Genomic DNA, 20866 nt, shown 5'->3' on the forward strand with positions numbered 1-20866 from the left:
CCTCAACCCTTCGCTGCTTTCAGCAGAAACGCCTCCACGCGATTTACCATCGCTTCGGTAGTGTAGGTATCCTTCACTTCCTGCTGGCCGGTGACAGCCATTTGCAAGCGCATGGCCGGCTCGTTTTGGAGGTACTGGATGCGTTGAGCGAGGTCCAAGACATTGCCTGCCGAGTAGAGCAGGGAGTTCACACCGTGTTGCAGCACTTCACCCACACCACCGTAACCGGTGGAGAGTACCATCATCCCCGCAGCCATCGCTTCCAGCGGAGTTGTGGTATAAGGCTCCGCCCACTCCGCGCAGTGGATGAAGAAATCATGCTGGCGGTAAAAACGCGGCAATTCGTTGGCCTGATCGATAGATGCGTCGAATGTGATCGGCAGTTTATTCCGGGTTGCAAAGGATTTAAGACTCGCAACGTATTCAGACTCGCCGCTGCCACACACAGTCAATGTCACTGCGGGATTGGCGTCGTGTAATTCTTTGAAAGCTTCTACCACGGTGCGCACGCCACTTTCTTTGTGCAGCTTGCTGGCCACCATGAGACGCGTGGCGGGTATTTCTGGAGGACGGACATCACCCAAAAACTTTTCCACGTTGATGCCCGGACGCATGATGGTCGGCGTGCCGATGTGATAACCGGTCTGGATGGCGGAATCGCACAACAACTGGCTGACAAAAGAAATATGCTCGAAACGGAACGTCTGGATGCTGCCAGGCTGCGACGCGGTCCGGTCACCTTCGGTATCGTAGATGTGCGAGAGGCGCTTGGTGGCGATGTTGTCGCGCGTAGGCGTCACTTCATCCATCTTGTCCCGCTGTTTGCTCATCTCCAATGCCGAGCGCATGGCAGATTGCGCCATGGAGAGCTTCGGACGATTCCACCAATCCAGCCAAGGATCGGTGTTCAGTTCATTGGTGATCCAGTAATCCGATACATCATAAGCGAGCGGGCGGCCACTTTGATGCAGAGTGAAGATCAGTGACTTGGAAAGCCCATGCAAACTCCAGACATATACCAAATCAGGTTTGTATTCGTTCAAGGTCTCGCGAAGCACTTCATGATTGTGCGTCTCGAGGTCTTTCATCTCCTTGAACTGGTCCAGCTTGGGATGGCCATAAATACCGTTCAAGTGCAAGCGACGGATGGTTTCCTTGTCCCGCTGTTCCGTCTTCAGGCCGTGATTGGAGGTCAACACCAGCACCCCATGACCGCGTTTGCGCAGCTCGGATGCCACCTGTTCGCACCGAAAATCATAGGTCCCCGCATGATGCGGCGGATAGATGTTGACCAGGATAAGTATCTTCACAGCTCTTGAAGACGCAGACTACTGGACCGCCTTGGGGTTGGCGAGAGTGATTGTATCCCCCGTCTGAATGACACCAGAGACGATGACTTGGGCTAGCACGCCTTGTTTCCCGTTTTCCATAAGCTGACGCAGCCCTTTGGCGATTGCATCCATTTTATGACAGGGGATGCGGGCTTCGTAGAGAAACAACACTGCCGTACTGCCGATCTGGATGCGTTTACCTATCAGATCACGGAACCAGATGCCGGAGGTTTCGATGTTCGAGCGCACGCGACCGGGAGCGATTTCATCAAGGTCCAGTATGGCAGCGTGTTCCTCAATCTGTTCACGTTCGATCAAGGTCACTTGACGACGTGTAGGACGGTTGAAGTAGCGTTTATTGCCGAAGATGCCTTTGCCTGCAATCACTTCCATTGTGAACACGTCTTGCATCGGTTCCCAAGGAAGAGTGCTGTGCAAGTGAAGGGAAGCTACTTGCCCTAGCGTTTGTTGATCGCATGATGTTGTCCCGCTTTGCATTTTTTGCTGCTGCTTTAGTTCAGACCGCTACCGGTCGAATTCTGTTCGATGCTTGCCCTAAAGGGTCGCATTCCTATAATCCGCCCCATGCTGGATATCAAACTGGTTCGCGAGAAGACGGATTATGTCCGCGAACGGCTGTCCACCCGAGGAGCGGGGGACGAAAACAAGATTTCGGAACTGCTGCAGCTTGATGAGCAGCGGCGCAAGCTGGTGGCGGAAACAGAGACGCTCAAGTCTCTGCGCAATCGTGTCTCCAAAGAGATCGGTGCGCTCATGGGCCAGAAGAAGCTCGAAGAAGCCGAGGCCAAAAAAGCCGAGACACGCACACTGGGGGATCGTATCGCAGATATCGATCGTCAGGTGGCTGAAGTGGAAGCCAAGCGTGATCAGCTTCAGCTCACCATTCCCAACGTGCCGCATGAGTCTGTCGTCGTCGGCAAAACTGCGGCGGATAATCCGATTGTGCGCGAGTATGGCACCCAGCCGCAGTTCGCCTTCAAGCCCAAGACGCACATCGAACTCGCCGAGGCCAGCAAGCTCATCGATTTCAATCGCGGTGCGAAGCTCTCCGGCAGCGGCTTCCTGCTCTACACGAACTGGGGCGCTCGCTTGGAACGTGCGCTCGTGAATTTCCTGCTCGACCTGCACACGACCGAACACGGTTACACGGAAGTGGCACCGCCTTACATCATCAACAAAGAGTGCATGGTGGGCGTGGGGCAGTTTCCGAAGTTCATGGATCAGGCGTATGCCGTCATGAAGGGCACGGACACCGAATCGCCCGCGCAATATCTTCTGCCCACGGCTGAAGCTCCGGTGGCGAATATCCATCGCGAGGAATTGCTGAAAGGCGAACAGCTCCCGATTTTCTACTGCGCTTACAGCCCTTGCTTCCGCGCGGAAGCTGGTGCAGCCGGTGTTGGTACACGCGGCATGATCCGTGTGCATCAGTTCGATAAGGTAGAGCTCATCAAGATCGTCCGCCCGGAAGATGGTTACGCCGAACACGAGAAGATGGTGGCGAATGCCGAAAAAGTTCTGCAACTCCTCGAGCTGCATTACCACACCATCATGCTCTGCACGGGTGACATGGGTTTCGCCAGTGCCAAGACGTATGACATCGAGGTCTGGGCACCGGGACAGGGGCAGTATCTCGAAGTATCGAGCTGCTCGAACTGTGAAGATTTTCAGTCACGTCGTATGGGCATGCGTTACAAGGATGAGAAAGGCGAGAATCGCTTCCCTCACATCCTGAACGGCAGCGGGACCGCCTTGGCCCGTCTGTTCGTTGCCTTGGTGGAGACACACCAGCAGGCCGATGGTTCCATTCGTATCCCAGCACCGCTGCAGCCGTATCTCAAAGCTGACAAGATCCCTGCATGAAAATTCTGCTCGCGAGCAGTGAGGTCCATCCGTTCTCCAAGACGGGCGGGCTGGCTGACATGGTCGGCGCTTTGGCAAAAACGCTGGCGCGCCTCGGCCATCAGGTCGGTCTCGTGACACCTCTCTATCGCGGCATCGCGGAGAAGCACAAAGGTCTGCAACCCTTCGATTGGAAGCTGGAGATCCCATTGGGCGACCACGTCGTTTCCGGTGGTGTGCAGGTGTTACAGCCCGAGCCAAATCTCACGATCTATTTCATCGACCAGCCTGAGTTCTATCAACGTTCCGGACTGTATCTCGAGGGCGGCCACGACTACGCGGATAACGACCAGCGCTTCATCTTCTTCAGTAAAGCGGTCGTTAATTTGGCGCTCTATCTTCCGTGGCAACCGGAGATCGTTCACATCCACGATTGGCAGGTAGGGCTGGTGCCGCTGCTTCTGCAAACGGAAGCGGCGAAAGCGGGCAAAGGCAAACCGCCTGCTTCTTGCCTCACCATTCATAACCTTGCGTATCAAGGTGTCTTTGGCGCTTCCTCCTTCTGGCTTACGAACGCGCCTTTCGCCTATTTCAATGCGGATGGGGCCGAGTTCTGGGGCTCGCTGAACTGCCTGAAAGCGGCCATCGCGTTTTCCGATTACATCACCACCGTGAGTCCGCGTTATGCGCGTGAAATCACCACGGAAGAGTTCGGTTGCGGATTGGATGGGTTGCTCCGTTCGCGACAGGATCGTTTAGTGGGTATTCTGAATGGTGTGGATTACGACGAGTGGAACACGACGAATAATCCGTGCTTGGTATCGCAATTCTCCGCCGAAGATCTGGCCGCGAAAACCGCGAACAAGCTGGCCTTGCAAGAGCAGCTTGGATTGCCGGTGCGTGCAGATGTCCCGATGTTCGGCACGGTGTCACGCCTCGCAGATCAGAAGGGCATGGATATCCAGCTTGGTGCGCTGGAAGAGATGCTCGCGGCGGACATGCAATTCGTCCTCCTCGGCAGCGGCAGTGCTCAGATGGAGAATGCCTTCCGCGATCTCGCCAAGCGCCATGCGGGCAAGGTCGGCATCAAGATCGGTTATGATCATGTGCTGGCGCATCGCATTGAGGCTGCGTGTGATTTCTTCCTGATGCCCTCGAAGTTCGAGCCTTGCGGCTTGAACCAGATGTACAGCCTGCGCTACGGCACCATTCCCGTTGTGCGTGCCGTGGGTGGTTTGGACGACTCGGTGATAGATGCCACAGAATCAGGCGATGAAGCAAATGGCATCAAGCTGCACGAATACTCAGTGCGTGCACTCGCCAAGGCCATCCGCAAAGCGCTGATCCTTTATAAAGATCCCGAAGTGCTCACGCATTTCCGCCAGAACGGCATGAATGCGAATTTCTCTTGGGATCGTACGGCAGAGGAGTATGTGGCGGTGTATCAGGCGGCGATGAAGGGGTAGTTAGGGCGTCACCGTTATCACAGGATTGGTTTGCAGTTTGGCTTTAATTAAGTCTGCCTCCAATGTGATCAATGCCGGATTGAGTTTTTTTGCCACTCGTGCCATTTGTAAAGCTTCTTCCTGTCGACCCATTGAAGTGAGCAGCGAGGCGTAACGATAAACGGCTTCCGGTGAAGAGGGATTCAGTGCGAAGGCCTGTCGATAAGCGAAATCCGCTTCTTTGATGTAGCGCTGTTGCTCAGCGGTAAGCCGATGGATGTCGGCTTGTTTCTTATTCATCTCTTCTGCTGATAGTCGATAGATCGCCCTTATCTGCTCGGCACAATCATTGATGCGCCAGACGTAGATGCCCGCGATGGCAGAGCGGCATTTGGACCAGTTGGCCGAGGCGGAATTGTAAGCGGGAACTTTTCTCCAAAAGGTGGCCATGCGCGTGAAATTAGTCTCGCCTTTGAAGCCCGTGAAATCTTCCCGCACGTAAACTTTTTCCACGAAATCGCAGATTTCGGTCATGGTAGTTTCCTCTTTTATCCAGTCACCGATGAGTGGCGTGATTTGCTTATGCCAATAATCCCGGTCTTTTTGGATCATTTCCGAATTCAGTTCGTCGAGCTTCTGCCGGTTGATTTTAATGATGAGTCCATGCGGTTCCGCATACGGATAGATCCATGCGTTGGGAAAACCTTCACACACATAGAACTGATGGTTTGGGTTTCGCTCGAACATCACTTTGGAGATGAGACTGTTGATGGCCATGATCGCTGTCATTCCGGAAACGGCCACCCGGTTTCCCTCCTTTTTCAAATCTTCACCAGGTTGCAGTTTCCCTTGTTGCATGCGTTTGACTGCATCCTGGATGTATTCATCGAATGCCTGCTGGGAGTCACGCAATGTAGGGATGTAGATTCTTGGCTCAAACATGGTGCGGAGATAGGCGAGATAAAGCCCATCTGCCATAGCATGCTGCGTGATCACGAAGAATGGATCACCCTTGGCATGGTCCCGGCAGAGTGCCGTGGGCACGAATCGCCCCGTATCCGTATCTCCAAAGTAGATGCTGCCAGGTGGGATAAGACGCATGACTTCCTCGCCAAACTTCAGGACGAGATTGGAATCTGGCTGAGTGCATTGCAGGTAGAAGCGGTCTGTTTCATTGATGGGATTCCACGCCATTGTCAGCATCCGTTCATCGTAGCTTTTGTTGCCATCGAACTGATGACTCCGGCTCGCCATTTTTCCGTAGAGATTCGTGACGGTGGCCCAGTCTCCTTTCTTGCCCGCCTCAAAGTAAGGCCATATCTCTGGTGGCAACTCTTTCTTTTCCATGCTGACCAGCTGCCGGGCTTGCGCCTCCTTGGCGTTGAAGAAAGCCTTTATCTGCGGTTCGTTTTCAGGCCGCTGCAAAAGGGATGGTTCTTTTGCGCAACCCGATAGAAACAAACCGCCCACAAGCCCGGCAGTCAGCAACAGCAATGACAACCAATGGTGTTTTCTCCCCATGAATCTGGTTGGTTTTCATAGGATAGACACCAAGTTGGAGAAATTTGTATGAGGATCGCGCCATTAGGTGCGAAAGATTCGTAGCAGCGGCTTTTAAGCCGCTGTGTGAATGGAGAGCAAGTTCCGTCACGTAGTGACGGTAGATCTAAGGATAATGGCGAAGTATCTTGCGTCGCGATGCGACGCTGTAATCTGGAAATGCCAACCACGGGTTGGAAACCCGTGGCTATGAATCTTTTCTCGCTAACGCGAGAAGGAGAAAGTTTGAGTTAAAGCTCCACAGAAGCGATCCACGCGGTCTCGCCGAACTTGCCTTTGAACTCCTCGATCACGGCATCCGCAGCCGCTTTGCTTGGGAATACGGCGAAGGTGGTGGAGCCGCTGCCGGACATCATCGCGCGGAATGCGCCACGGGCTTCGAGAAAATCCTGATACATCTTTAAGATGGGATGCTTCTCCAGCACGGGTGCTTCGAGGGAGTTGTAAAAGAGCTTCACGGCGGCTTCAGTATCCGCAGTGTTCAGGGCATTGACCAGTTCCTGAGAGCGACCGGCGCGCCCATTCAAGTCCTCCGGGAAACGGGCGAGATTCTGATATGCCCATGCGGTGGAAACCCCGAAGCCAGGATGGATGAGCAGCATGGCGCAACCTTGCAGCGCTTTGAAAGGAGGCAGCGTCTGGACCTTCTCACCACGACCGATAGCCAATGCCGGACCTTTCTGCAAAAAGAATGGAACATCGGAACCGAGGGCAGCGGCGAGATCGTAGAGACGGTTCTCGGGAAGACGTTGACCGAAAAGTTCGTTCATGCCCAGCAGCGTGATCGCGGCATTACCACTGCCACCGCCCAAGCCAGCGGCCATGGGGATACGTTTCTCTAAATGGATTTTCACTCCATCGAACATCTTTGCATTCGTCAAAAAGCCCGAGGCGGCCCGATGAACGAGATTGCTGGCATCCACGGGTAGGCTGGGTTCACTGCAGGTGAGGGTGACACCGCGCCCGGCGCGCTCAAAGGTGAGCGTGTCATGGAGCGGTATGGGGAGCATCACGGTCTCCAGTTCATGGAAGCCATCCTGGCGCTTGCCCAAGATGTTCAGGATCAGGTTGACCTTGCAGTGCGATTGATATGTCAGTGGCATCTCGCGTATTTAAAATAAAAACGGCGCCAACAAGCAAATGTTGGCGCCGGCTGTTTGAAAAGCTTTTTTAGTAATCAAAGATGTGGAAACGGCTGCCCGGAACCATCGGGAAGGCATCACCCGCGCTGAAACCAATCTGCGTATCCGTCGCGAAAATGCTGTCGGAAATCAGCCCCGGCTTGAAATTCGTGGGGTAGGCCGGGTCTTCCGTCATGAAGTTGATGGACCAGACTTGCTTCGGCTGGTAAGGACCTCCGATGTAGATGTCCTCGTTACCTTTGCTATGCTTCATGTAGAAAGGATCGTAAGACGGGAAGGGGAAGGTGACGATTTCAACAACACCCAAGGCGGTGCGGGTCACGCTACGGTTGATACCCTTGATAAAACCGGAGGTGTAAGCCTGATCGGGGCCATACCACATGGCGGTTTGCTCCATGGAGCGACGAAGGTCACCGAGACGGGCGAATTCTGTGGCGTTATTGATGCCGCGACCGAGCTTGTGGGAAGGGCCAGCACAGCCGGTGGTCAAAGTGACCGCGACAGCCGCCGAAAACAACAGGGCCAATGGTTTGCGCATAGGTTAGTCAGCGTGATTACTGGTTGAACTTATTCAACCTAGCACAATCTTGTAAAGCAGCAATTCGCACCGTTCTTTGGAAACGGATTGACCCACTGGCACCGGCTGGCGTTTGCTGGGGAAAAGGAACCTTTTCTATATGCTAATCGTTCATGTCCATGTGCATGTGAAACCAGAATCGGTGGAAGCGTTCAAACTTGCCACCATTGAGAACGCCCAGCTTAGCGTGCAGGAACCGGGTATTGCCCGTTTTGACATCGTTCAACAACAGGATAACCCGTCCAAGTTCGTGCTAGTAGAGGTCTATCGGAATCCGGAAGCCCCGGCGAAGCACAAGGAGACCAAGCACTACGCCAAATGGCGCGACACTGTGGCGGACATGATGGCTGAGCCACGCGCGAGTGTGAAATACAGCAATATATTCCCAGAAGATGCGAAGTGGTAGGGTTTGACTACGCATTATGACGCGCTTTGAATTTGCTACGGCAACGCGGATTATTTTTGGCTCTGGAACTTTACCAGAAGCGGCGAAGGCAGCGCAGGGATTTGGTCGGCGGGTGTTTCTGGTGACAGGCAGCCGGGCGGACCGCGCGCAAGGTTTGCTGAGTCAGTTGCAGCGAGCGGGATTGGAGGTCGTGATGGCTTCAGTGAGCGGTGAGCCGACGACAGACTCTGTGCAGGCTTTAACGACTCAAGCTAAGGCTGAACGGTGTGATGTGGTGATCGGCTTCGGCGGCGGCAGTGTGATCGATGCCGCCAAGGCCGTGAGTGGCTTGCTGACGAATGACGGAGATTTGTTCGATTACTTGGAAGTGATCGGCAAGGCATTGCCGCTGAAAAATCCGGCAGCTCCTTACATCGCGATACCCACTACCGCGGGAACTGGTGCGGAAGTCACGCGGAATGCGGTGCTCGGCTCCAAAGAGCATCGGGTGAAAGTGAGCCTGCGCAGTCCGCTAATGTTGCCGCGATTGGCTATTGTGGATCCGGAGTTGACGTATGATTTGCCAGAGGATGTGACGGCTTACACTGGCTTGGATGCGTTGACACAGGTGATCGAGCCTTACGTCTGCGCCAAGGCGAATCCGATGACGGATGGCTGGTGTGTGGAGGGGATTCGCCGTGCTGCCAAGTCGCTGCGTAAAGCGGTGGAGCAGGGGAATGACAAGGTGGCGCGTGAAGATATGGCGGTGACGAGTCTCTTCGGTGGGCTGGCGTTGGCGAATGCGGGTCTTGGTGCGGTGCATGGATTTGCTGCGCCGTTCGGTGGGATGTTTCCCGCACCGCATGGAGCGGTGTGTGCCGCGCTGCTGCCGCATGTGATGGCGGCGAATATCAAGGAATTGCGGGAGAGTGCACCGGGCAGTATAGCCTTGGCGCGCTATGAGGAGATCGGGAGATTGCTGACAGGAAGGCTGCAAGCGAGCGCGGAAGATGGCGTGGAGTGGGTGGAAAAACTTGTGAACGATTTACGAGTGCCCAAGCTTTCTCAATATGGCTGTTTGGAGAAAGACGTGGAATCCGTCGTGGAGAAAGCGGCGAAAGCGAGCAGTATGAAGGCGAACCCGGTGGAGCTTGCTGCAGGTGATTTGAGCAGAATTTTGAAAGCGGCGATGAGAGAAGAAATTAACCGCTAAATACACGAAAAGAGAAAAGGGTGCGATCGTTCGCGTATTTAGCGTATTTCGCGGTAAATAATCTTACCCCAAACTCGCCCGTATCCCCGCAAAAATCGACTTCCCTGTCTCCACCGTCACCGGCTTCTTCGACTTCTCGCTCATGTGTTCCACCAAGTTTTCCGGCATCTCCTTCAAGAACGACGACGGGTGGCACGGCATCGGCTGGCCGTAACGCATCCGCGCATCGCAATGGCTGACCATCAGGCTTTCTTGCGCGCGCGTGATCGCCACGTAGAAAAGTCGCCGCTCTTCATCGAGCGTGCCTTCCACTTTGCTCCGTGCGTGTGGTAAGAGTCCTTCCTCCATGCCCACGATGAACACATGCGGATACTCCAAGCCCTTGCAGCTATGCATCGTGATGAGCGTAACCGCATCGCCTTTCACTTCCTTGTCCTCAGCGCGCTCGGTATCCAGCGTCATCTCTTCCATAAACTCCACCAGGCGATCCTGCGGCTTCGGTGTGCCGCCCGGAGTCGTGTCCAGTGTGGCGACGAGTTCGCTGATGTTCTTCACGCGATTCTCGGCAGTCTCCGGATCTTTCTCCGACTTGCGCAAATCATCTAGATAACCCGTCTCCGTCAGGAAGTTATTCGCCCAATTGCTCAGTGAAAGCGTGTCCTCCGATTGCAACGGCTCGCGCATCTTTTCGATGAACAGGAGAAATGCCTGGATGCTTTCCTTGATGCGCGTGAGAAACGAGTCCTGCACATCCGTATGCCGCATCGCCGCATACACCGAGCATCCGCGCTCATGACTTGTCTCCAGCAATCGCTGCATCGTCGTATCGCTCAATCCACGCGCTGGCGTGTTCGCGATGCGCAAGAGGCTGATGTCATCGTGCGGATTGATGAACGTGCGGATATACGCCATGAAATCTTTGATCTCACGACGGTCGAAGAAACTCTGCCCGCCGATCAAGTGATAACGCACGCCGGCCTTGCGTAATGCCGTTTCAATCGGTCGCGCCTGCAGATTCGTGCGGAACAAAATCGCATGATGCACCCAGGGAATCTGCCGTGTCATGCGGTTGAACTCGATCTGCTGCACGATCTCCCGCGCCTCGTCTTCGTCCTTCGGGTACTTCGCGATCGTGATTTTCTCACCTTGGCCTTTGGTGGACCAGAGCTGTTTGCCGCGCCGTTGCGTGTTGTTCTTGATGACTGCGTTCGCTGCTTCGAGGATCGTGTTTGTAGAGCGATAATTCTGCTCCAGCTTCACGACCTTCACTTCAGGGAAATGCTGTTCGAGATTCAGCAGGTTCGCGACTTCCGCGCCGCGCCAGCCGTAGATGCTCTGATCATCATCACCCACCACACAGAAGTTCCGATGCACCTTCGTCAGGAAATGCACGAGCTGGAATTGCGCTGCATTCGTGTCCTGATACTCGTCCACCATCACGTATTGATACTTCGCACGGCACGATTCCAGCGCCTCCGGATGCTCCTCAAAAAGCCTCAGCGTGAGCAAAATCAGATCATCGAAGTCCACCGCATTACACGCCTTCAACGCCGTGTCGTATTGACGACGCACGTGCAATGCCAGAGCACGCACGCTCTCATCCGCGAACAAGGTGGAATCCACGCCTCCATTCTTGAAGCGGCTGAGCATCGAGAGAATCGCGCCCGGATCGGACTTCTCGCCCTTCGAGGAAAGGCGGCTCATGATCTTCTTGATCGCCCCGAGCTGTTCGCTCTCACTGTAAATGACGAAATTCTTTTTGTAGCCGAGCTTCTCGATGTGCTGGCGCAAGATGCGCACGCATAGAGAATGGAACGTGCAGATAGTAGGGCGAGGCGGCTTCTCTTCACCCTTCTTGGCGCGCTGCGTCGGCACGAGCTTGCTGATACGCTCCTGCATCTCCTTCGCCGCCTTGTTCGTGAAGGTCACCGCCAGGATATTTCCCGGATTCACCCCGCGATCGATCATGTGCGCGATACGCACCGTGATCACACGCGTCTTCCCCGTGCCCGCGCCGGCAAGGATCAAGACCGGTCCCTGAATCGTGCGGACCGCTTCCCGTTGCTGCGGGTTGAGTGAACCAATATCGAACATCGCGCGCGGGAGTGTAGGAGCGAACCAACCGAACGCAAGCGAAGGGTTTCGCGTAGAAAAACTTCCCGAAAACTTGGCGAGTTTGATTGCTAACAATCGTGCAAAATGTTCTCCCTCTCCCCTTAACGGGGAGAGGGCCGGGGTGAGGGGTGAGACATGACACAAAGACCTCCATTTTATAGGGTTTCCCTCTCTCGGTGTTCGACGTTGGGCGTTGGATGTTCGATGTTTCCGATAGTTCCCCTTACGGAATCCTCTTTCATTCCCCCTTTGTTTCGGCCAATTTACCGTATGAGTTTTGCAGAGCTGGGTTTGTCCAGCGCAGTGATGGAAGGCGTGAAGGCCATGGGGTATGTGGAGCCAACGCCCATTCAGTTGTGTGCCATCCCCAAGATTTTGGCAGGTAAGGACGTCATTGGCAGTGCCCAGACTGGCACTGGCAAGACGGCCGCTTTTGCGCTGCCCATATTGTCTAAACTGGAGAAGCCCGCTCCCGGTCCACGCGTCCTCGTGCTTGAGCCCACGCGTGAATTGGCTGCCCAAGTCGAGACCTCCTTCCGCGATTTCTCCCGCTTCACCCAATTGCGCTCCGTCGTCGTATTCGGCGGTGTCGGCTATGGGAAGCAGACGGACATGCTCCGCAGTGGCGTCGATATCCTCATTGCCACACCCGGACGCCTGATCGATTACCTCCAGCGCGGCACCGTTCGCTTGGATCAAGTGCAGCATCTCGTCCTCGATGAAGCCGATCGCATGCTGGACATGGGCTTCCTCCCTGACGTCCGCCGCATCATCGAGCGTTGCCCGAAGCAGCGCCAGACCTGTCTGTTCTCCGCCACTGTTCCGCCGGACATTGATGCCCTCATCAAATGGTCCATGAACAAACCCGAGATCATCGAGATCGGCGCGCGCCGTTCCCCGGCCACTACGGTTAAGCACGCCATCTTCCCTGTGGCCGATGGTCAAAAGACCGATCTGCTCCAGGCCTTGCTCGATCAGATTAATTACGATTCCGTCATCATCTTCTGCCGCACACGCCATCGCGCCGATCGCATCGCGAAATTCCTCAGCAAGAATCGCCATGCCGTTGCCACGCTCCACTCGGACCGTTCGCAACGCCAACGTGAAGACGCGCTCAAAGGCTTCCGCGATAAGCGCTACGATGTGCTCGTCGCTACGGACATCGCCGCCCGCGGCATCGATGTGCCTGAGGTCAGCCACGTCATTAATTTCGACGTCCCGCTCCACGCGGAGGACTACGTGCACCGCATCGGTCGTACCGGTCGTGCGCAAGCCACTGGCGACGCCTTCACCATCATGATCGCCGAGGAACGCGGCCAGGTCCGTGACATCGAGAAATTCATCGGCCAAAAGATTGTGCGCGAACGGCTGGAAAACTTCCCGTACAACGCCAGCCCGGCCTTTGATGAACTGCGTCCCGGCGAAACCATCAAGCCGAAGCCCCGTCAACAGCAACAGCGCCAGCAGCAACGGCCTCAACACCAGCCGCATCCGCAAAACCGGCCACCGCAGCAACGCCCGCCTCAAGGCCAACCCCAATCTCAACAAGGTCAACCTCAGCGGCCACCGCAACAGCATCAGCAACATCAGCCGCAGAGACCGCCCCAACAGCGTCCTCAGCATCCGCGCCCGGCGCAACCGCAACAGCATGGCCAAGGCCCGCGTCCGCCCAGACCGCAACACCAGCAACCTCGGCACAACCAGCCAAACCGTGGACCACGCCCGCAAGAACCGCGTGAGCCGCGTGAAGTGGATGGCAACCGCGAAGGCGCCAACGAACGTCCGCCCATCCACAAATGGCTGGCGAACCGTCCCGACACCAGCGTGAGCAAGATTTACGGTGGACCCTTGCCCAGCCAGTCCAAGGGCCGTCGTGGCAAGCATCGTTCTGGTGGCGGTGGAGGTAATCGCCGCTTCGGCGGTGGTGGCGGCTACGGTGGTAGCAAGAGCCTGCCTCCCGGCCGCAGCTGGTAAAGTTAGGGCAGAGGAGCTATTGCTCTTCACCTGTAGCACAGATTGATTCAAGCACGGGCGGTTCGAAAGAATCGCCCTTCGCGTTTTCGCCCTAGATGCTGCTCCGAAATTTGATAACGGAAAATTATATGAAACAGGGCCGAAGTGAGAACCCTCTACCCTCGGAGGGGAGAGGGCCGGGGTGAGGGGTGCCGGGTTTGCCCTAAAAGCATGAAAACTTTTGAAGGGTAAAAGTCTTCCGGGCGCGATGACGTTCTCCGTCACCCGCCCGGAAGTCCCCCTTCCGGCCTCCTTGGCCTTCGCTTCTTCCGGCCCCGTTTTTTCTCCTCCCTCGACCTTCATGCCGCACACTTTAGCGAGGGGGGTAGGACATTGGCTGTCCATGTGAACTTTTAATCAAAATTATTTTTGAGTCGTAACTGTTTGGTTGTGAGTGTGTTGCGTTGTTTTCTTATTGAAGGCGGAAAAATTCTTAAAAAGAGTTCACCTAGAACACAAATCGCTTGCGATATTGATCGGTGTTATCCCGCCGGGATAAAAGAAAGTAGCCGGTTGGTTGAGCGAGGAACGAGCGATACCACCGGTCAAATCGGTAAATAAAATGCACTCTGAAGGAGTGCCAGAAGGGGAGTTATTAATGCCTATCCGTGCAGTCCCTCCTGATGGTTGGCCTGCATTTTCAACCTGCTCATGCTGTCACTCGTGCTCCTGCCGCCCTCCTGAATATCCGGTTGAACACCCGTTCCCACCACGCCGGTTTGTGCATGAATGCCTCCGCCGCTACATCCCGGAAACGTCTGTTTAACTTCCGTTTCGCATAGATCACAAACCAGATATCCGCGAACACAGTGAGAACGGTGACAGCTGTCTGCATCGTCAGTTCTTCCGGATCAAATCCGCCGCCGAACATGAAAAAGACCTGTGAAATGAACATCACCAGCCATGGTAGCAGCAGAACCCAGTAAAACGCTTTGGTCTCCGCTTCCACGATGCTTCTGCCCGCCAGCCCATGCCACATGCCCATCCAGATCATCGCCCAAGTATCAAAGAAGAAGACCACCCCCAGCATGGCCAGCACTATGAGGTTATGCATGTTTGTATCAAAAGGCATGGGACCATGTCCGAAATCCACAAAGGTGCCCATGATACCAGCAAAGAGGATGTCGTTGTTCGTATTGATGAGCATCGACTGGAACCAATAGAGCAGCAGCGCGCTTGTGACCAGCACCAGCCCAGCTAGAAACCAGCGGTTCATCGCCTGCCGTTTGCCGGAGATGATTTCTCGCACTGTAAGGGAAGAGGTAAGCCAAAGTTCTAAAGCACCGCATTGTTTGGCTTTCTGAAAATCAACGCAGGCTTTCCAGCCGATGACCACTTTGATCACGAAGAAGATCATCGGCAGCAGAAAAGAGCAGTGACGGTCTTCTAGGATGGAAACCACATACAGGTAAAAGAAAAAACCAAAGACCAGCCACAAACTGCGGACGTGACGGTGAGCGGCCAGATTGAAGATGGGATTGTCCGATCCATTCATGCTCAATCTGGCCCGCAGCCAGAATGGATGAGGTCGCCGATGGTCTGCCGTGGTGGACTTCTCCGTCATCCACGTGGTCCGCAGCCTTCTGGCTGCCAATGCAAGACAGCCAACGGAAAGGACCAGCAAAACCGCGATCCTTGACCAGAAGCCGAGAGGATTCACCTGATAGGCGATATCGGATGAATTCCCAAATGCCGCGAACGGACTGGTCCATGCACCCCACTCCCCAAACGGTGACGGCAGGAACACGTCGAGCAACACCGGCAGCAGGAAAACCATCAGACAGACGAGGGACACAGCCCCGACCATGCTGCGGCTTTCTTCCTTGCAGCGCGAAGAAACTAACAGGCTCAGGCTGATGGAGTAAAAAAGCGAAACGACCAGGACAATGCCCACGCGGAACAGTTCTCCAAACATCAGACCACCCAGTAGCAGTGATATGCCCAAGATGGGAAACGATGCCAGCATGGCGTAGAAGGCGGAAAGCGAGCAGGCTCCCACCTTGCCCAGAATGATCTCATACTCTTTCAGGTCCGTCAGGAAGAGCAGCCCCAACGTGCCTTCACGCGTCTCTCTGCTGATGGAATCGCAAGCCAGCCGCACACCTTCTATCAGACTGAACAGGATGCCTAGGCCCGCGAGGAGGTAAAACACCTGGCTGCTGGAATTGGCTGACAATGGAGTCGAGCTGAATGCCCACAAGAGGGACCCGCCTATCAGCAAAGCCACCAAGGCTGTGATCCAGCGCAGACGATAAGTGATCTTCTTACGCGCCTGCACCCGCAGTTCGCGTTCCAGCACTGGCAGAAAAACTGTTCGCTGGTCCTTGGCCATGTGATTTCCCACCACCATGATGCCGGACTGATCAGTGCTGCCAATGCCAAATTCCACTTCAACGGGGATCAAAAGTAAGGATGGTATAAGCAAACAAACCTAAACCAATGAGGGCTATGATCAGAAATACCGTAGTTAACACTTTTATGGGGCTAGATTTTTGGGCGCTCTTCTGTTTGGTCGGGAGCCGAAATGCCAGATAGATCATCAGGAATGCCCATGCGGGTGCCCCGAAAAGTAATAAGAGTGGAAATAGGGACCAATCCATTGATGTTCAATTATTAAGCGGAAGTTGGTTAACAGCCAACCGACAAACTGTTCACCCCTTCAACTGCCGTATCACCTTGCACGGATTCCCCGCTGCAAACACATCGCTCGGCACATACTTCGTCACCACACTGCCTGCGCCGATTACCGAGCGATCTCCGATCGTCACACCCGGACAGATGATCGCCCCGCCGCCCACCCACACATCGGAACCGATCGTCACCGGCTTCGCATACTCCAGCCACGTGCGCCGCTCCATCGCGCTCAGCGGATGCATCGCCGTATAGATTTGCACCGAGGGACCGAACAGCACATTGCTGCCAATCGTCACCGGCATCACATCCAGCACCACGCAGTTGAAATTGAAAAACACCTTGCTCCCCAGCCTGATGTTGTAGCCGTAATCACAGAAGAACGGCGGCTGTATCCAAGCATCATTCGGATAACCGAACAGCTCCTCCAAAATCTTCTTTCGCTCCACCACTTGATCTTCCCGCGAATCATTCAACGCCTTGAACAGATCGCGACATCGCTGCCGCTCCTGCGAAAGCTGCGCGTCCAGCGCATCATAAAGCTCCCCTGCGAGCATCTTCTCCTTCTCCGTTTTCATACTTCGCAAAATAAACCATCAGACAAGAAAAGGATAGTCCATGCCTCTATGTTCGGGTGCTGACATTGCACTCCGAATACCAGTGGATGAGGAAAGCAAGATAACGCCTCATCTCCCTCGCCCCTCGGAGGGGAGAGGGGTGCCCGTCTTATTTTGATTCCTCTCTTACGCTTTCTCCGTGCCTCCGTGGTTAATTCTTATACTTCGCCGGAAAATCCGCCTCCGGCATCCACACCGGCAGATCCTTGATGCTATCCCGTGCCGCTTGAGATGTCGGAACCTTCCACGCTTCGAAGAAAGGCCCGAGATTCTTGCCCGTCGTCTTCGAGAAACGCACCATCCACTGATCACGTTCCTGATCATCGTTCTTCGGTTTCTCTTCCTTCGGCAAATTGCGATACTCCGTGAACGTCTTCTTAAACGCATCCCAGCCGAACCCTTCGATCAGCTGATAATACATCGTGAGCGCCAGGAACGGATCACGCTTCCAATCATCGAACTTTGCATTCGTGCCGAAGTATTTCTTCAAATGCTTCTGACGTGAATCCGCGCTGATGCCATTATGGCCAGTAAGACCCATGCCCAAAATTTTGTCGTATGTGTAGAGCGAGAAAAGATTGCAAGTGACTTCCGTGGTGCCATCGATCGTCCACTCCGGCGCCTGATGATTGTGGCCCAGTTCATGATAATGCCCCCAACTGCCTTTCGTGGTCAGATGCTTGAGATCTAATGTTTCATTCACCACATCGAGGTGTGTCATGATGGGATAACCTGAATGCATATAACCCGCGGAGATCTGCACATCGGGAACGAAACGCTCGGGACGCTTGCGATCACGCGGAATAGTCGCGAGATCGGAGACACCATCCATCACCTGATTCCAATGCTTCATCAACGCCTCAGGATCATCGAGTGACCGTATCGCCTTGCTTGGTACGCTGAGGATGAGCTTCGCCGTCTCCAGTTCCGCCCAAGGCGCCGGATGATTGCGGATCGTCTGCTTCCAATCCTCCAGCGTAGTCTTGCCGAGTACAAAACGCGGCGCATTCACCGCATTGGCGATCGTGACAGTAAATTCCTTCGCCGCCGCATTCCCCGGCACCTCGATGTAGATCAACCCACCAAACGCACTGGCGATGGTGTTGTTCGTCTTGGATAACGGCTCCGTCGTAGTGATCTCCGGCGCCCGCGACCACGTGGTCTTGTCCCAGAGACGATCTGTGTGGCAGCCGATACGTGCCGTGAGCTTGTCCTTCGTCACCTCACCCGGCAATCCGATGCGAATGACCTCACCCGGCGCAGCGTAAAGCCCCGTGGAATGCCAGCCCGTTTGCTTGGTGCTGATAGGGATGCTCTTCGTGACGCGCTCAGCAGAGGAGGGGACACTGCCAGGAAATTCAACCGCCGCCGGATGCCCCTTGACCTGTTCCGCCGGGGCATTCTTCAGGTTCTGCAGATCCAGCGTCATCGTGAGCCGCTCGATGCTGTCCTCCGTCTTCAGCGGCGATTTCTCACTGGGGATCTTGCCTTTGCTACGCTGTTTAAGTGCCACCATCTGCGGTTGCAAGAGCTTGTCGCTCTTCGGTAACGCCTGCGCCGTCTGTGTCAGAATCCATGAAGCCTGCCCAACCAGTTGCTGCATGATGGGCGTGGAGGCGTTTGTGACCGCGAGCAGAGTGTTCAATGCATGCGATGTGTTCACCACCACCGGCAAACTGTTCGTGACCGCGAAACCATTCTTCGCCGTGCGCTCTAACGTCCCATCCATATAAACAATACCTGCATGCGTGAGCAATTGATTGCCCAAATGATGATCCCTCAATGTCTTGTCCGGGTTCAATTGCAACCAACCCCAGCCCAGGCTCGCCGTCAGCAAGCCACCACCTGCACGAAGGTATTTATCCAGTGCCGGACGGCTCGCATCCGGTTTCCAATCACCCACATCCGCACACACCACATGCAGCCCGGTCAGCTTGTTGTGCCAATCCTTCGGATCCAGGACCGTGACATCAAAGCCCTGCGCCTTCAGATACTTCTGCAACCCATCATTCTTCAACACGCCCACCTTGATTTCAGCAGGCTTGGCCGTCGTGCGACTGGACGCCCAGCGCACACTGTTCTGCAGGAACTTCCCCGAATCCGCCTTATCCGTAGTGCTGAGAAAACCACCATGTCCGAACGCCACAATGCGCCCGCTTCCCAGACGGCTCGCCACCACGACAGGCGCAGAGACAGTCTTGTTCACCGAACCCAGCACTACTGGGAACGCCTGTGGCCCAAACGCCGCCACCGGTCCCGGCAATCCGCTGGACTCGATGACGCTCACACCCTCCTGAAGAAAACGAATGTCTGCTTGTGGAAATTGCGCGGTTTGCGCGTGCAAGACAGTCGCAGTGAATATAGCGATGGCTGCGAAGAAAGCGCTTCCGAGCGAACGTCTATCCGCTCGGATAATCTGGTCAGATGTCAAAGTGACGGTCTGCATGGCTGGAGTATATCACGAGTTCTGGGAACACCGTGATATTCCTATGCAGGCCGGAGGCGTCGAGCAGAAAAAGCGGGTCAAACCATCGGAAACATCTTCGCCGCGATCATCACCAGCACCAGACCGACGATCGCCATGATGGTCAGCAGCACGGAGAAGTTGCGCAGAGTTTCGCCTTCCGTCATGCCGCTCATCTTACACACGACCCAGAAGCCGCTGTCATTCATCCACGCGAACGGCTTGGAACCGCACCCGATGGCAAGCGCGAGATAAACTGGATGGAACCCAAGCGTCTCCGGCGCGGCCATGCTCTGCAACATGCCGATGGTGGTGATCATGGCCACAGTCGCGGAACCTTGTGCCGTACGGATGAGTGCGGTGACGAAAAAGGCGAGGGGCAAAATGCCAATCTGGTAAGCCGCCGCCAGATCGCGGATGCGTTCACCCACACCCGTGTGCTGGAGAACACCGCCGAAAGCACCACCGGCTGCCGTGATGAGGATGATCAGACCGCCGCTCTCCAAGGCGCTTTGAACACCAGCAGAAATCTCTTTCTTAGTTTTCCGTTTCTGGCTCACCACGGTGAGCAAGGCGATGCCTGCTGCGATAGCGATGGCGATGTTCTTGTCGCCGAATTTCTGAAAGAACCAGAGCAAGCCGCTTTGCCAAGCAGCGAGTGTTCCAGCCGCCGCTTTACCCCACGCATCCGTGATAAAACCTTCACCACCGATCAGCACCACGGGTAGTAAGATGGGCATGAGCGCGAGCCAGAAACCCGGCAGTTCGCTTTCCGGGCGCTGCGTCATCTTCTCCATTTCCTTCAGCGATTCTCCGCTGGTCTCGCGGACGGGCATGGGCCATTTGCGATTGGCCCAGTATGCGTAGATGAGTCCGGTGACGACAGTGAACAAACCGAGGATGATGCCGCAGACCATCATTGTGCCCATCTGGATGTTCAGGGCATTCGCCACGAAGAGCGGGCCGGGTGTGGGCGGCACGAGTGAGTGCGCCATGGTCGTGCCGCAGGTGATGGTCATCACATAGAGCGCGTAATTCCGCCCCGTACGACTGGCGAGGGCTTTGCCCAATGGAATCAGCAAATAAAAGACCGTATCAAAGAATACGGGAATACCGAGCGTGAAGCCCGTTCCGGCAAATGCCACCGGCGCATTTTTCTCACCCAGTAGCTTCAGTGAAGTGCGGACGATCTTCTCTGCCGCGCCACTTTCCAGCAGGCATTTGCCGATGATTGCCGCCATCGCCACCAAGATGCCGATGCTGCCGCAGGTCTTGCCGAACTCAACCGCCACGCGTTCGCCCACGGATTGGTTGACGAGCTTCTTGGTGTCATTCTCGGACAGCTTCCGGTTCTTGCCGAACTCCTGCAAAGCCGTAGTAGAAGTCAGCGACCCTACGACCAAGGCCGCGAGGATGAGCGCCAGAAACGCGTTCAATCGCAAGGCGAGAATCCCGCCGACCACGACGATGATGCCGATAAGAAGTATGAGCAGCGGGTCCATCAGCGTGA

General features: G+C 55.3%; 16 protein-coding genes. 5 read left to right on the top strand and 11 right to left on the bottom strand.

The features are described from left to right. Positions 1–2: 2 nt before the first annotated feature. Together VGH19_01095 and VGH19_01100 are read right to left on the bottom strand one after the other, a co-directional pair. Positions 3–1310, bottom strand: a complete 1308-nt coding sequence (locus VGH19_01095) for a glycosyltransferase family 4 protein (protein ID HEY1169938.1) — start codon at positions 1308–1310, stop codon at positions 3–5. 18 nt (positions 1311–1328) lie between these two features. Next, the gene (locus VGH19_01100) at positions 1329–1724 is read right to left on the bottom strand and encodes an MOSC domain-containing protein (GenBank protein HEY1169939.1); all 396 of its coding nucleotides are present in this window, start codon (positions 1722–1724) and stop codon (positions 1329–1331) included. Positions 1725–1916: 192 nt separating this feature from the next. Here VGH19_01100 and serS point away from each other — a divergent pair, with 192 nt between their 5' ends. Both serS and glgA read left to right on the top strand, forming a co-directional pair. Beyond that, positions 1917–3215, top strand: a complete 1299-nt coding sequence (gene serS / locus VGH19_01105; protein HEY1169940.1) for a serine--tRNA ligase — start codon at positions 1917–1919, stop codon at positions 3213–3215. Then, positions 3212–4660, top strand: coding sequence for a glycogen synthase GlgA (gene glgA / locus VGH19_01110; protein ID HEY1169941.1), 1449 nt, complete (start codon positions 3212–3214; stop codon positions 4658–4660). The genes serS and glgA overlap by 4 nt, the downstream gene beginning before the upstream one ends. Here the strand turns inward: glgA and VGH19_01115 are convergent, their stop codons facing one another. From VGH19_01115 to VGH19_01130, 4 genes are all read right to left on the bottom strand, one after another. Next, complete coding sequence (locus VGH19_01115; GenBank protein ID HEY1169942.1) at positions 4661–6064, bottom strand: hypothetical protein; 1404 nt, start codon at positions 6062–6064, stop codon at positions 4661–4663. Further along, positions 6051–6179 carry a hypothetical protein gene (locus tag VGH19_01120; GenBank protein HEY1169943.1) on the bottom strand — a complete coding sequence of 43 codons (129 nt, stop codon included), beginning with the start codon at positions 6177–6179 and terminating at the stop codon, positions 6051–6053. The genes VGH19_01115 and VGH19_01120 overlap by 14 nt, the downstream gene beginning before the upstream one ends. A 250-nt stretch (positions 6180–6429) precedes the next feature. Continuing rightward, a complete protein-coding gene (gene ispE, locus VGH19_01125; GenBank protein ID HEY1169944.1) occupies positions 6430–7302 on the bottom strand; it encodes a 4-(cytidine 5'-diphospho)-2-C-methyl-D-erythritol kinase in 873 nt (290 codons plus the stop codon). Positions 7303–7369: 67 nt separating this feature from the next. Continuing rightward, on the bottom strand, positions 7370–7879 hold the full coding sequence (locus tag VGH19_01130; GenBank protein HEY1169945.1) for an exosortase system-associated protein, TIGR04073 family: 510 nt from the start codon (positions 7877–7879) through the stop codon (positions 7370–7372). Between the two features lie 139 nt (positions 7880–8018). Between VGH19_01130 and VGH19_01135 the strand changes: the two genes are divergently transcribed. Together VGH19_01135 and VGH19_01140 are read left to right on the top strand one after the other, a co-directional pair. Continuing rightward, positions 8019–8324: a putative quinol monooxygenase gene (locus VGH19_01135; protein HEY1169946.1), complete on the top strand. Its 306-nt coding sequence runs from the start codon at positions 8019–8021 to the stop codon at positions 8322–8324. Between the two features lie 16 nt (positions 8325–8340). Beyond that, a complete protein-coding gene (locus VGH19_01140) occupies positions 8341–9516 on the top strand; it encodes an iron-containing alcohol dehydrogenase (protein ID HEY1169947.1) in 1176 nt (391 codons plus the stop codon). 63 nt (positions 9517–9579) lie between these two features. On the opposite strand, the gene VGH19_01145 is transcribed toward VGH19_01140, so the two are convergent. Continuing rightward, complete coding sequence (locus VGH19_01145; GenBank protein HEY1169948.1) at positions 9580–11610, bottom strand: UvrD-helicase domain-containing protein; 2031 nt, start codon at positions 11608–11610, stop codon at positions 9580–9582. A 291-nt stretch (positions 11611–11901) separates the two neighbouring features. On the opposite strand from VGH19_01145, the gene VGH19_01150 reads away from it, so the two are divergent. Next, on the top strand, positions 11902–13605 hold the full coding sequence (locus VGH19_01150; GenBank protein ID HEY1169949.1) for a DEAD/DEAH box helicase: 1704 nt from the start codon (positions 11902–11904) through the stop codon (positions 13603–13605). 688 nt (positions 13606–14293) lie between these two features. Here the strand turns inward: VGH19_01150 and VGH19_01155 are convergent. The 4 genes from VGH19_01155 to VGH19_01170 form a co-directional block, all read right to left on the bottom strand. After that, positions 14294–16033, bottom strand: coding sequence for an ABC transporter permease subunit (locus tag VGH19_01155; GenBank protein HEY1169950.1), 1740 nt, complete (start codon positions 16031–16033; stop codon positions 14294–14296). 262 nt (positions 16034–16295) lie between these two features. After that, positions 16296–16853, bottom strand: a complete 558-nt coding sequence (locus VGH19_01160; protein HEY1169951.1) for a sugar O-acetyltransferase — start codon at positions 16851–16853, stop codon at positions 16296–16298. A 190-nt stretch (positions 16854–17043) separates the two neighbouring features. Beyond that, the gene (locus VGH19_01165) at positions 17044–19236 is read right to left on the bottom strand and encodes a M60 family metallopeptidase (protein ID HEY1169952.1); all 2193 of its coding nucleotides are present in this window, start codon (positions 19234–19236) and stop codon (positions 17044–17046) included. A 179-nt stretch (positions 19237–19415) separates the two neighbouring features. After that, positions 19416–20858: an SLC13 family permease gene (locus tag VGH19_01170; GenBank protein HEY1169953.1), complete on the bottom strand. Its 1443-nt coding sequence runs from the start codon at positions 20856–20858 to the stop codon at positions 19416–19418. Positions 20859–20866 lie beyond the last annotated feature (8 nt).

Source organism: Verrucomicrobiia bacterium (genome assembly GCA_036405135.1).
In the GTDB taxonomy this organism is placed as follows: domain Bacteria; phylum Verrucomicrobiota; class Verrucomicrobiia; order Limisphaerales; family JAEYXS01; genus JAEYXS01.